This window comes from Streptomyces amakusaensis, from assembly GCF_039532665.1.
Taxonomy (GTDB): Bacteria; Actinomycetota; Actinomycetes; order Streptomycetales; family Streptomycetaceae; genus Streptomyces; species Streptomyces amakusaensis.
The window spans coordinates 1-12,968 of the sequence record NZ_BAAASB010000030.1; the positions used below are offsets into that span (position 1 = coordinate 1).

Sequence of the window (12,968 nt, forward strand, 5' to 3'; positions counted from 1 at the left end):
CCAAACTCCTTCAGACCATGAAGGTCGACAAGAAGTCCCGGGGCAATCTGCTCCGCTTCATCGTCCTCGACGGCCTCGCCAAGCCCACCGTCCTGGAGGGCCCCGACCCCGCCGTACTCCTCGCCGCCTACGGGGAGGTCTCGGCGTGACCCGCCGGGTACTGGTCCTCAACGGCCCCAATCTGGGCCGGCTCGGCTCCCGCGAGCCCGATGTCTACGGCGCGACCTCCTACGCCGGACTGGTGGAGAGCTGCCAGGAGCTCGGCCGCGAGCTGGGTCTGGACGTGGACGTCCGGGAGACCAACGACGAGGGCGAGCTGATCCGCTGGCTCCACGAGGCCGCGGACGGCTCGATCCCGGTGGTCCTCAACCCCGGAGCCTTCACGCACTACTCGTACGGGATGCGGGACGCCGCCGCACAGCGCACCGCGCCGCTGATCGAGGTCCACATCTCCAACCCGTACACCCGGGAGACCTTCCGCCACACCTCGGTGGTGGCCGCCGTCGCCAGCGGCACCGTCGCCGGCTTCGGCATCGGCTCCTACCGGCTGGCGCTGCGCGCGCTGGCCGAGGAACTCTCCGCCTGAGCGAGGACGGGGGCGCTCCCCGGAGCGTCCCCGCCCCCGCCGCCCCCGTCCCGGTGCCGTGCCGCCCCGTTCCGGCGGGCCGGGCACTTCGGGACGCGCCCGGCCGTTGGAGCCCATGAGGACCGGGAATCGGCGGAGATTCACGGCGCGCCCGGAGGGTACCGTTCGAGGGCATGACAGCCGAGTTTCCGCCTGACCAGCGTCAGTCGTACGAGACGGAGTGGCACCGGATGCAGCATCCAGGGGGATCCCCGCTGCCGCCGCCCCACGGGCCGGGGCACGGGCCGGGATGGACTCGGGGCGCCGGGCAGGGACCTCCCGCGGTGCCGCCCCCGCCCAGGACACCCCCGGGTCCGACCCCGCCCGGCTGGGCCCCGCCGGGCCCGTCGCGCCCGCCCCTCGCGGGGCCCCCGCGCGACATCACCGGCCCGGTCCGCCTCCCGCCCGGCGGTCCGGTGCCGCTGCCCGTGCCGCCCGAGGGCACCGGCACGGCCACCCTCGCGGTGCTGCTGATCGGCCCGGCCGGCGCGGGGAAGACCACGGTGGCGCGCCACTGGGCGACCCGCCGCCGGGTCCCCACCGCCCACATCAGCCTGGACGACGTCCGCGAATGGGTGCGCGCCGGTTTCGCCGACCCGCAGACCGGGTGGAACGACCACTCCGAGGCCCAGTACCGGCTGGCCCGCCGCACCTGCGGCTTCTCCGCCCGCAACTTCCTGGCCAACGGAATCTCCTGCATCCTCGACGACGCGGTCTTCCCGGACCGCCCGGTCGTCGGCCTGGGCGGCTGGAAGCGCCATGTGGGCCCCGGGCTGCTCCCCGTCGTGCTGCTGCCCGGCCTGGAGATCGTCCTGGAGCGGAACGCGGAGCGCAGCGGCAACCGCCGGCTCTCCGACGAGGAGGTCGCCGCCATCCACGGCCGCATGGCGGGCTGGTACGGATCGGGCCTGCCGATCATCGACAATTCGGCGTACGACGTGGAGACCACCGCCCGGGTCCTGGACGACGTCCTCGCCCGCGCCGTCGCCAGCCCCCCGGCCTGGTAGCCCCGCGCGTCCCCCGGGCACCCCGGTCGGACGCGCTGACCGGGCCGAGCGGGGCGTCCGCTCGTACGATCGGGGCATGTCTGAGGTGTATGGGGTCCGCCGCGACCGGCTGCGTGACCGGTGTGCCGCCGCCGGCAGCACCGGGGTCCTCGTCTCCCGCCCCGCCAATGTGCGCTATCTCGCCGGCGCGGTGCCCCCGGGCGCGGTGCTGCTGCTGGGGCCCGCCGAGGACGTCCTGCTCTGCCCCCGCACCCTCGCGGGAGACCCGGCGGGCGGCCGTCCCGACGAGCGGGTGCGGCTGTCCGTGCTGCCCAGCTCGGCGGGCGATCCCGCCGTCGCCGCCGCCGAGCTGGCCCGCACCGCGGGCGAGTCGCTCGCCATCGAGGAGCACCATCTCACCGTCGCCCGGCACCGGGCGGTCAGCTCCGTCGCGCCCCGGCTCCGCCTCGCGGACCTCGGTCTCGCCGTCGAGCAGCAGCGCATCGTCAAGGACGAGGAGGAGATCGCCTGTCTGCGGATCGCCGCCGAGATCACCGATCAGGCGCTGGGCGAACTGCTGGAGTCGATCCTCGTCGGCCGCACCGAGCGGCATCTGGCCCTGGAGCTGGAGCGGCGGCTGATCGACCACGGGGCCGACGGGCCCGCCTTCCCCACCTCCGTCGCCACCGGGCCCAACTCCGGCCGCCGGGGGCACCACCCCACCGACCGCAGGGTCGAGGAGGGCGATTTCCTCTCCGTCTGCGTCGGCGCGGACTACCGGGGCTACCGCTGTGAGATCGGCCGTACCTTTGTGATCGGCACCTCTCCCGCGGACTGGCAGATCGAGCTGTACGACCTGGTCTTCGCCGCTCAGCGGGCCGCCCGTGAGGCCCTGCTGCCCGGGGCCGCGTACCGTGACGTGGACCGCGCGGCCCGCCAGATTCTGAGCGCCGCGGGCCATGGAGAGGGCCTCGCACCCCTCACCGGGCACGGCGTGGGCCTCGAAATCGACGAGGACCCGCAGCTGGCCCCGGCCGCCATGGGTAAACTGGACGCTTGCGTGCCGGTCACCGTCGAACCGGGGGTTCACCTCCCTGGCCGGGGCGGGGTCCGGATCGATGACACGCTCGTCGTGCGCCAGGAGGCGGACGGCGGCCCCGAGCTACTCACCATCACGACCAAGGAGCTGCTCGCGCTCTAGCGCGCACTGCCGTAGCCCCCGGTCGTCCACCAGCGTCAGTCCAGGAGATTCCGCAACCGTGGCTTCCACGAACGACCTCAAGAACGGCATGGTGCTCAAGCTCGACAACGACCAGCTCTGGTCCGTCGTCGAGTTCCAGCACGTCAAGCCCGGCAAGGGCCCGGCCTTTGTGCGCACCAAGCTCAAGAACGTGCTCTCCGGCAAGACCGTCGACAAGACGTTCAACGCCGGCGTGAAGGTCGAGACGGCCACCGTCGACCGCCGCGACATGCAGTTCTCGTACATGGACGGCGAGTACTTCGTCTTCATGGACATGCAGACCTACGACCAGCTGCATGTCGGCCGCGCCGCCGTCGGCGACGCCGCGAACTTCCTGATTGAGGGCTTCACGGCCACCGTCGCCACTCACCAGGGCGAGGTGCTCTACGTCGAGCTTCCCGCCGCGGTCGAGCTGGTCATCCAGGAGACCGAGCCCGGTGTCCAGGGCGACCGCTCCACGGGTGGCACCAAGCCCGCGACCCTGGAGACCGGCTTCACCGTGCAGGTCCCGCTCTTCATCACCACCGGTGAGAAGATCAAGGTCGACACCCGCTCCGGCGACTACCTCAGCCGGGTGAACAGCTAACCGTGGCCGCCCGCAACAAGGCCCGTAAGCGCGCCTTCCAGATCCTCTTCGAGGCCGACCAGCGCGGTACGACCGTGCAGACGGTCCTCGCCGACTGGATCCGGCACTCACGGACCGACACCCGGCAGCCTCCGGTCACCGAGTACACGATGGAGCTGGTCGAGGGGTACGCGCAGTACGCGGCCCGGATCGACGACCTGATCTCCACGTACTCGGTCGACTGGGAGATCGACCGGATGCCCGTCGTGGACCGGAACATCATCCGCCTGAGCACCTACGAGCTGGTGTGGGTGGACGAGACCCCGGACGCGGTGGTGATCGACGAAGCGGTGCAGCTCGCCAAGGAGTTCTCCACCGACGAGTCCCCCTCCTTCGTCAACGGCATGCTCGGCCGTTTCAAGGAGCTGAAGCCCAACCTGCGCCGCGAATAGCGGACGGCGGGCGAATGGCCACGGCGGGCCCGAAGCCGGCGACGACAGTCGTCCGCTTCGGGCCCGCCGCCGTTTCCGGGCGGGGCGTGCGCGGGGCGCGTCCGGGCCGCCCTCAGCGGCCTCACACGCCCCGCTCGCGCCCTGTGGGACCGCTGTGCGAGCCGGGTGCCGGTGCCGGGCTCCCGGAGACTCAGAGCGGCGGCCAGCCCTTTCGTACGCACCCGGGGGCGGACGCACGGAAGGGCGGACCCGCTCATGGCGGGTCCGCCCTTCCGGTGTGACGTTTCTCCATACTCCTGCCGGAGCGGGGATCAAGCCCGGGAGAGGTCTCTCAGCTCTCCTCGTGGGTGACCGCGCGGCGCGCGTCCGCGTCCAGCACGCCCCAGCCGATGAGCTGCTCGGTCAGAACCGACGGCGACTGGTCGTAGATGACGGCCAGCGTGCGCAGGTCGTCCTGGCGGATCGACAGCACCTTGCCGTTGTAGTCGCCGCGCTGCGACTGGATCGTGGCGGCGTAGCGCTGGAGCGGGCCCGCCTTCTCGGCCGGCACATGGGCCAGCCGCTCCAGGTCCAGGACGAGCTTCGGCGGCGGCTCGGCGGCCCCGCCCGGCGTCGTGCCGGGGAGCAGCTCCTGCACCGGAACCCCGTAGAAGTCCGCCAGCTCGGCCAGACGCTGCACGGTCACGGCGCGGTCGCCGCGCTCGTACGAACCGACCACCACGGCCTTCCAGCGGCCCTGGGACTTCTCCTCCACACCGTGGAGGGACAGCCCCTGCTGGGTGCGGATCGCGCGGAGCTTGGCCCCGAGCTGTTTTGCGTATTCGCTGGACATATAGCTCCCCGGACGCTGTGTCGACGTGCGGCGCCGCCGCCTGGCTGGTAACTCACTGTGAGGTTACGCAGCGTTACTTGGATGAGTCAAGCCGAATGGTCCGGACCGGTCAGTCGTCATGATCCGGCCCCTTCCGGGCCGTGCTCCCGCGACGGATTCTGCCAGGGGGGGAGGCCGGGCGGCCTGTTGGGCCCTGGTACGGTGGTGACGCAATTTCGACGTCCTTTAAGGTCCGTCCCGTGAGGCGGAGAAGGAGGTCCGTTTCATATGGACACGCACAGCTCCGATGTGGCCCGCCCCGTTCTCGAGGCTCCCGACATCGCGCGGGTACTGACCCGCATCGCCCACGAGATCGTCGAGCGCGCCAAGGGCGCCGACGACGTGGTCCTCCTCGGCATTCCGACCCGCGGTGTCTACCTCGCCCGCAGGCTCGCCGACAAGCTCGAGGAGATCACCGGCCGCACGATGCCGGTCGGCTCCCTCGACATCACCATGTACCGCGACGATCTGCGCCTGCGGCCCGCCCGGGCGCTGGCCCGCACCGAGATCCCCGGCGAGGGCCTCGACGGCCGGCTGGTGGTCCTCGTGGACGACGTGCTCTTCTCCGGACGCACCATCCGCGCCGCCCTCGACGCGCTCGGCGACCTCGGCCGCCCCCGCGCCGTACAGCTCGCCGTCCTGGTCGACCGGGGCCACCGCGAGCTGCCCATCCGCGCCGACTACGTGGGCAAGAACATCCCCACCTCGCTGCGGGAGACCGTCAAGGTCCAGCTCGCCGAGGAGGACGGCCGCGACACCGTGCTGCTCGGAGTCCGCGAACCCGCTCCCGCCCGAGCCACCGAGCAGTAGCACCCCCGTCTGTCCGGCCCGCCGCCCGGCGGGTCCCGTGCGCCCGCATGTCCGCCGCGCCCCCGCGCGCCGGTGACACCGGCGGCCGCCCCCGCGAGCCCTCTCCCCGACACATCGGAGCCCCTCGATGAAGCGCCACCTCATCTCGGCCGCCGACCTCACCCGTGACGACGCCGTCCTCATCCTCGACACCGCCGAGGAGATGGCCCGCGTCGCCGACCGGCCGATCAAGAAGCTGCCCACCCTCCGCGGCCGTACCGTCGTCAACCTCTTCTTCGAGGACTCGACCCGGACCCGGATCTCCTTCGAGGCCGCCGCCAAGCGCCTCTCCGCCGATGTCATCAACTTCTCCGCCAAGGGCTCGTCGGTCTCCAAGGGCGAGTCCCTCAAGGACACCGCGCTGACCCTGGAGGCGATGGGCGCGGACGCCGTCGTCATCCGCCACCACGCCTCCGGAGCCCCCTACCGGCTGGCGAACTCCGGCTGGATCGACGGCGCGGTCGTCAACGCGGGCGACGGCACCCACGAGCACCCCACCCAGGCCCTGCTCGACGCCTTCACCGTGCGCCGCCGGCTCGTCGGCCGCGACGCGGGCCTCGGCCGCGACCTCGAGGGCCGCCGGATCACCGTCGTCGGCGACATCCTGCACAGCCGGGTCGCCCGCTCCAACGTCCTGCTGCTCAACACCCTCGGCGCGCACGTCACCCTCGTCGCCCCGCCCACCCTGGTCCCCGTCGGCGTCGAGAACTGGCCGTGCGAGGTCTCGTACGACCTGGACGCGGTACTGCCCAAGTCCGACGCCGTCATGATGCTGCGGGTCCAGAGCGAGCGGATGAACGCGGCCTTCTTCCCCACCGAGCGTGAGTACTCCCGCCGCTACGGCCTCGACGCCGACCGGATGGCGCGGATGCCCGAGCACGCCGTCGTCATGCACCCCGGACCGATGAACCGGGGCATGGAGATCACCGCCGAGGTCGCCGACTCCGACCGCTGCACGGTCGTCGAGCAGGTCGCCAACGGCGTCTCCATCCGGATGGCCGTCCTCTATCTGCTGCTCGGCGGCGCAGAGCCCGCCGTCACCACCGCTTCCGCCCGTACCGAGGAGACCAAGTAACCATGAGCAAGATCCTTATCCGTGGCGCACAGGTGCTCGGCGGCGAGTCTCAGGACGTCCTGATCGACGGCGAGACCATCGCCGCGGTCGGCACCGGGCTGTCCGCCGAGGGCGCGCAGGTCGTCGAGGCCGCCGGCCAGATCCTCCTCCCCGGCCTGGTGGACCTCCACACCCACCTCCGCGAGCCCGGCCGCGAGGACTCCGAGACCGTCCTCACCGGCACCAGGGCCGCCGCCGTCGGCGGCTTCACCGCCGTCCACGCCATGGCCAACACCTTCCCCGTCGCCGACACCGCCGGCGTCGTCGAGCAGGTCTACCGGCTCGGCCGGGAGTCCGGCTACTGCGACGTCCAGCCGGTCGGCGCGGTCACCGTGGGCCTGGAGGGCAAGCAGCTCGCCGAACTCGGCGCGATGCACGACTCCGCCGCCGGAGTGAAGGTCTTCTCCGACGACGGCAAGTGCGTGGACGACGCCGTCATCATGCGCCGGGCGCTGGAGTACGTGAAGGCGTTCGACGGAGTCGTCGCCCAGCACGCCCAGGAGCCCCGGCTCACCGAGGGCGCCCAGATGAACGAGGGCGTCGTCTCCGCCGAACTCGGACTCGGCGGCTGGCCCGCCGTCGCCGAGGAGTCGATCATCGCCCGCGATGTCCTCCTCGCCGCCCACGTCGGCTCCCGGCTGCACATCTGCCACCTCTCCACCGCCGGCTCGGTCGAGCTGGTCCGCTGGGCCAAGTCCAAGGGCTGGGACGTCACCGCCGAGGTCACCCCGCACCACCTCCTCCTCACCGACGAGCTGGTCCGCACCTACGACCCCGTCTACAAGGTGAACCCGCCGCTGCGCACCCAGGCCGATGTGCTCGCCCTGCGCGAGGCGCTCGCCGACGGCACCATCGACTGCGTCGCCACCGACCACGCCCCGCACCCGCACGAGGACAAGGACTGCGAGTGGGGCGCGGCCGCCATGGGCATGGTCGGCCTGGAGACCGCGCTCTCCGTCGTCCAGGAGACGATGGTGGAGACCGGACTGCTCGACTGGGCCGGCGTCGCCGACCGGATGTCCTTCCGCCCCGCGGTCATCGGCCGGCTGGCCGGCCACGGCCGTCCCGTCGCCGCCGGTGAGCCCGCCAACCTGACGCTCGTCGATCCGGCATACCGTGGAGCGGTGGACCCCGCGGGCTTCGCCTCCCGCAGCCGCAACACCCCCTACCGGGGTCGTGAGCTGCCGGGACGCGTCACCCACACCTTCCTGCGGGGCCGGGCAACGGTACTCGACGGGAAACTCGCGTGACATCACTCACCCACCTCGCAGCCCACCTCGCAGCCGAGAAGAAGTCTGCGGAGGTGACGGACTGGGCGGCCCGCATCGGCTGGGTCGTCGGTCTGCTGCTCTTCATCGCCCTCGTCTACTGGCTGATGCGCCAGGGCTGGAAGTGGCGCGGCAGTCTCCAGTCCGGACTGCCCGAGCTGCCCGCCGCGCCCGAGACGGCCGGCGAACCCCGGCTCAGCCTGACCGGCCGCTACCACGGCTCCACCACGGCCGGCCAGTGGCTCGACCGGATCGTCGCCCACGGTCTGGGCGTCCGCAGCCGGGTCGAGCTGACCCTCACCGACGCGGGACTGACCGTCCTGCGCCCCGGTGCGACCGACTTCTTCATCCCGATGGACGCACTGCGCGAAGCCAGGCTCGACAAGGGCATCGCCGGCAAGGTCCTCGCCGAGGGCGGCCTCCTGGTCCTCACCTGGAAGCACGGCGACACCCTCATCGACTCCGGCTTCCGCTCCGACACGGCGGCCGGGCACAACGAGTGGGTCACCACCCTGAACCACCTGATCAGCACAACGGAAGGCGCACGATGACGACCTCCACCCGGGGAGCCGGCCAGGCTCCCGCCGTACTCGTCCTGGAGGACGGCCGCATCTTCCGCGGCCGCGCCTACGGGGCCGTGGGGGAGACCTTCGGCGAGGCGGTGTTCAACACCGGCATGACCGGTTACCAGGAGACGCTCACCGACCCCTCGTACCACCGCCAGGTCGTCGTGATGACCGCCCCCCACATCGGCAACACCGGGGTCAACGACGAGGACGACGAGTCCCGCCGGATCTGGGTCGCGGGATACGTCGTACGCGACCCCGCCCGCATCCCCTCCAACTGGCGCTCCCGCCGCACCCTCGACGAGGAGCTGACGAGCCAGGGCGTCGTCGGCATCAGCGGCGTCGACACCCGCGCCCTCACCCGCCACCTCCGCGAGCGCGGCGCGATGCGCGTCGGCCTCTTCTCCGGCCCGGCCCTCGCCGGGGCCGACGACGAGAGCCTGCTCGCCCGCGTCCGCCGGGCCCCGCAGATGACCGGCGCCGACCTCTCCTCGCAGGTCGCCACCGCCGAGACCTATGTGGTGCCCGCGATCGGGACCAAGCGCTTCACCGTCGCCGCCATAGACCTCGGCATCAAGGGCATGACCCCGCACCGGATGGCCGAGCGCGGCATCGAGGTGCACGTCCTGCCCGCCACCGCCACCGCCGAAGAGGTCTACGCCGTCCGCCCCGACGGCGTCTTCCTCTCCAACGGCCCCGGCGACCCCGCCACCGCCGACCTCACCGTCGTCAAGGCGGTCCTGGAGCGCAGGACCCCGCTCTTCGGCATCTGCTTCGGCAACCAGCTCCTCGGCCGCGCCCTCGGCTTCGGCACCTACAAGCTGAAGTACGGCCACCGGGGCATCAACCAGCCCGTGCAGGACCGCACCACGGGCAAGGTCGAGATCACCGCGCACAACCACGGATTCGCCGTCGACGCGCCCCTCGACAAGATCTCCGACACCCCCTACGGCCGCGCCGAGGTCTCCCACGTCTGCCTCAACGACGACGTGGTCGAAGGCCTCCAGCTGCTCGACCAGCCGGCCTTCAGCGTCCAGTACCACCCCGAAGCGGCCGCGGGCCCGCACGACGCCGCGTACCTGTTCGACCGCTTCGTATCCCTGATGGAGGGCCAGCGTGCCTAAGCGCACCGACATCCAGTCCGTCCTGGTCATCGGCTCCGGCCCGATCGTCATCGGACAGGCCGCCGAGTTCGACTACTCCGGCACCCAGGCGTGCCGGGTGCTCAAGGCCGAGGGCCTGCGGGTCATCCTGGTCAACTCCAACCCGGCCACGATCATGACCGACCCGGAGATCGCCGACGCCACCTACGTCGAGCCGATCACCCCCGAGTTCGTCGAGAAGATCATCGCCAAGGAGCGCCCCGACGCGCTGCTGCCCACCCTCGGCGGCCAGACCGCGCTCAACACCGCCATCTCCATGCACGAGCAGGGCGTCCTGGAGAAGTACGGCGTCGAGCTGATCGGCGCGAACGTCGAGGCCATCAACAAGGGCGAGGACCGCGACCTCTTCAAGGGCGTCGTCGACGCGGTACGGGCGAAGATCGGCCACGGCGAGTCCGCCCGCTCGGTCATCTGCCACACCATGGACGACGTCATCAAGGGCGTCGACACCCTCGGCGGCTACCCCGTCGTCGTCCGCCCCTCCTTCACCATGGGCGGCGCCGGCTCCGGCTTCGCCCACGACGAGGACGAGCTGCGCCGCATCGCCGGCCAGGGACTCACGCTCTCCCCGACCACCGAGGTCCTCCTGGAGGAGTCGATCCTCGGCTGGAAGGAGTACGAGCTGGAGCTGATGCGCGACAAGCACGACAACGTCGTGGTCGTCTGCTCCATCGAGAACTTCGACCCCATGGGCGTCCACACCGGCGACTCGATCACCGTCGCCCCCTCGATGACCCTCACCGACCGCGAGTACCAGCGCCTCCGCGACATCGGCATCGCGATCATCCGCGAGGTCGGCGTCGACACCGGCGGCTGCAACATCCAGTTCGCCATCGACCCCGACGACGGCCGGATCATCGTCATCGAGATGAACCCCCGCGTCTCCCGCTCCTCCGCGCTCGCCTCCAAGGCCACCGGCTTCCCGATCGCCAAGATCGCCGCCAAGCTGGCCGTCGGCTACACGCTGGACGAGATCCCCAACGACATCACCGAGAAGACCCCGGCCTCCTTCGAGCCCACCCTCGACTACGTCGTGGTCAAGGCCCCCCGGTTCGCCTTCGAGAAGTTCCCCTCCGCCGACTCCACCCTCACCACCACCATGAAGTCGGTCGGCGAGGCGATGGCCATCGGCCGGAACTTCACCGAGGCCCTCCAGAAGGCCCTGCGCTCCCTGGAGAAGAAGGGCAGCCAGTTCGACTTCACCTCGCCCGTCGGCGACAAGGACGAACTGCTGCGCGAGGCGGTGCGCCCCACCGACGGCCGGATCAACACCGTCATGGCCGCCATCCGCGCCGGAGCCACCCAGGAGGAGGTCTTCGACGCCACCCGGATCGACCCCTGGTTCGTGGACCAGCTCTTCCTGATCAAGGAGTACGCGGACGAGCTGACCGCCGCCGACAAGCTCCACCCCCAGCTGCTCGCCGACGCCAAGCGCCACGGCTTCTCCGACGCCCAGATCGCCGACATCCGCGGTCTGCGCGAGGACGTCGTCCGCGAGGTCCGGCACGCGCTCGGCATCCGCCCGGTCTACAAGACGGTCGACACCTGCGCCGCCGAGTTCGCCGCCAGGACCCCGTACTTCTACTCCTCCTACGACGAGGAGAGCGAGGTCGCCCCGCGCGAGAAGCCCGCGGTGATCATCCTGGGCTCCGGCCCGAACCGCATCGGCCAGGGCATCGAGTTCGACTACTCCTGCGTCCACGCCTCCTTCGCGCTCTCCGACGCCGGGTTCGAGACCGTCATGGTCAACTGCAACCCCGAGACCGTCTCCACCGACTACGACACCTCCGACCGGCTCTACTTCGAGCCGCTCACCCTGGAGGACGTCCTGGAGATCGTCCACGCCGAGTCGCTGGCCGGACCCATCGCCGGAGTGATCGTCCAGCTCGGCGGCCAGACCCCCCTCGGCCTGGCCCAGGCCCTCAAGGACAACGGCGTCCCCGTCGTCGGCACCCCGCCGGAGGCCATCCACGCCGCCGAGGACCGCGGCGCCTTCGGCCGCGTCCTCGCCGAGGCCGGACTCCCCGCCCCCAAGCACGGCACCGCCACCACCTTCGCCGAGGCCAAGGCCATCGCCGACGAGATCGGCTACCCCGTGCTCGTCCGCCCCTCCTACGTGCTGGGCGGCCGCGGCATGGAGATCGTCTACGAGGAGGCCCGGCTCTCCTCGTACATCGCCGAGTCCACCGAGATCAGTCCCACCCGCCCGGTGCTGGTCGACCGCTTCCTCGACGACGCCATCGAGATCGACGTCGACGCCCTCTACGACGGCCACGAGCTGTACCTCGGCGGCGTCATGGAGCACATCGAGGAAGCCGGCATCCACTCCGGCGACTCCGCCTGCGCCCTGCCCCCCATCACCCTGGGCGGCTACGACGTCAAGCGGCTGCGCGCCTCCACCGAGGCCATCGCGCGCGGCGTCGGCGTCCGCGGACTGATCAACATCCAGTTCGCGATGGCCGGCGACATCCTCTACGTCCTGGAGGCCAACCCCCGCGCCTCCCGGACCGTGCCCTTCACCTCCAAGGCCACCGCCGTGCCCCTCGCCAAGGCCGCCGCCCGCATCTCGCTCGGCGCGACCGTCGCCGAGCTGCGCGCGGAGGGCCTGCTGCCCCGCGAGGGCGACGGTGGGACGCTCCCCATGGACGCGCCGATCTCCGTCAAGGAGGCCGTGATGCCGTGGTCGCGCTTCCGCGACATCCACGGCCGGGGCGTCGACACCATCCTCGGCCCGGAGATGCGCTCCACCGGCGAGGTCATGGGCATCGACTCCGTCTTCGGCACCGCCTACGCCAAGTCCCAGGCCGGCGCCTACGGACCGCTGCCGACCAAGGGCCGCGCCTTCATCTCCGTCGCCAACCGCGACAAGCGGTCGATGATCTTCCCGGCGCGCGAGCTGGTCGCCCACGGCTTCGAGCTGCTCGCCACCTCCGGCACCGCCGAAGTCCTCAAGCGGAACGGGATCAACGCCACCGTCGTGCGCAAGCACAGCGAGGGCGAGGGCCCCAACGGCGAGAAGACCATCGTCCAGCTCATCCACGACGGGGGAGTCGACCTCATCGTCAACACCCCCTACGGCACCGGCGGCCGGCTCGACGGCTACGACATCCGCACCGCGGCCGTCGCCCGCTCGGTCCCCTGCCTCACCACCGTCCAGGCCCTCGCCGCCGCAGTCCAGGGCATCGACGCGCTCAGCCGCGGCGACGTCGGCGTCCGCTCCCTCCAGGAGCACGCCGAACACCTGACCGCGGCCCGCGACTAGCACACGG

Annotated in this window: 12 protein-coding genes and 1 pseudogene; 12 read left to right on the forward strand and 1 reads right to left on the reverse strand. The window is 71.5% G+C overall.

All coding sequences use genetic code 11. From position 1 onward, the window contains the following. The 6 genes and pseudogenes from ABD371_RS33215 to nusB form a co-directional block, all read left to right on the forward strand. A pseudogene (locus ABD371_RS33215) lies at positions 1–149 on the forward strand (3-dehydroquinate synthase); the annotation flags it as partial. Further along, positions 146–586 carry a type II 3-dehydroquinate dehydratase gene (gene aroQ, locus ABD371_RS33220; protein ID WP_344485561.1) on the forward strand — a complete coding sequence of 147 codons (441 nt, stop codon included), beginning with the start codon at positions 146–148 and terminating at the stop codon, positions 584–586. The pseudogene ABD371_RS33215 and the gene aroQ, both read left to right, overlap by 4 nt. Positions 587–816: 230 nt before the next feature. Further along, the gene (locus ABD371_RS33225) at positions 817–1,632 is read left to right on the forward strand and encodes an AAA family ATPase (protein ID WP_344485718.1); all 816 of its coding nucleotides are present in this window, start codon (positions 817–819) and stop codon (positions 1,630–1,632) included. A 76-nt stretch (positions 1,633–1,708) separates the two neighbouring features. Further along, positions 1,709–2,812 (forward strand): aminopeptidase P family protein, encoded by a 1,104-nt coding sequence (locus tag ABD371_RS33230; protein WP_190126538.1) that lies wholly within the window; start codon positions 1,709–1,711, stop codon positions 2,810–2,812. Positions 2,813–2,870: 58 nt separating this feature from the next. Further along, the gene (gene efp / locus ABD371_RS33235; protein ID WP_190126537.1) at positions 2,871–3,437 is read left to right on the forward strand and encodes an elongation factor P; all 567 of its coding nucleotides are present in this window, start codon (positions 2,871–2,873) and stop codon (positions 3,435–3,437) included. Between the two features lie 2 nt (positions 3,438–3,439). Further along, positions 3,440–3,868, forward strand: coding sequence for a transcription antitermination factor NusB (gene nusB, locus ABD371_RS33240; RefSeq protein WP_344485566.1), 429 nt, complete (start codon positions 3,440–3,442; stop codon positions 3,866–3,868). Positions 3,869–4,199: 331 nt separating this feature from the next. On the opposite strand, the gene bldD is transcribed toward nusB, so the two are convergent. Next, positions 4,200–4,700 (reverse strand): transcriptional regulator BldD, encoded by a 501-nt coding sequence (bldD, locus tag ABD371_RS33245; protein ID WP_190126535.1) that lies wholly within the window; start codon positions 4,698–4,700, stop codon positions 4,200–4,202. A gap of 267 nt (positions 4,701–4,967) precedes the next feature. Between bldD and pyrR the strand changes: the two genes are divergently transcribed. The 6 genes from pyrR (at position 4,968) to carB (ending at position 12,961) form a co-directional block, all read left to right on the forward strand. Then, positions 4,968–5,549, forward strand: a complete 582-nt coding sequence (pyrR, locus tag ABD371_RS33250) for a bifunctional pyr operon transcriptional regulator/uracil phosphoribosyltransferase PyrR (protein WP_344485571.1) — start codon at positions 4,968–4,970, stop codon at positions 5,547–5,549. A 127-nt stretch (positions 5,550–5,676) separates the two neighbouring features. Beyond that, positions 5,677–6,663 carry an aspartate carbamoyltransferase catalytic subunit gene (locus ABD371_RS33255; protein ID WP_344485574.1) on the forward strand — a complete coding sequence of 329 codons (987 nt, stop codon included), beginning with the start codon at positions 5,677–5,679 and terminating at the stop codon, positions 6,661–6,663. A 2-nt stretch (positions 6,664–6,665) separates the two neighbouring features. Then, complete coding sequence (locus ABD371_RS33260) at positions 6,666–7,952, forward strand: dihydroorotase (protein ID WP_190126532.1); 1,287 nt, start codon at positions 6,666–6,668, stop codon at positions 7,950–7,952. Next, entirely contained in the window at positions 7,949–8,521 is a 573-nt protein-coding gene (locus ABD371_RS33265; RefSeq protein WP_190126531.1) for a PH-like domain-containing protein, read from the forward strand. The genes ABD371_RS33260 and ABD371_RS33265 overlap by 4 nt, the downstream gene beginning before the upstream one ends. Continuing rightward, complete coding sequence (carA, locus tag ABD371_RS33270; protein WP_344485580.1) at positions 8,518–9,660, forward strand: glutamine-hydrolyzing carbamoyl-phosphate synthase small subunit; 1,143 nt, start codon at positions 8,518–8,520, stop codon at positions 9,658–9,660. The genes ABD371_RS33265 and carA overlap by 4 nt, the downstream gene beginning before the upstream one ends. Continuing rightward, positions 9,653–12,961 carry a carbamoyl-phosphate synthase large subunit gene (gene carB, locus ABD371_RS33275; protein WP_344485583.1) on the forward strand — a complete coding sequence of 1,103 codons (3,309 nt, stop codon included), beginning with the start codon at positions 9,653–9,655 and terminating at the stop codon, positions 12,959–12,961. The genes carA and carB overlap by 8 nt, the downstream gene beginning before the upstream one ends. Positions 12,962–12,968: the final 7 nt, after the last annotated feature.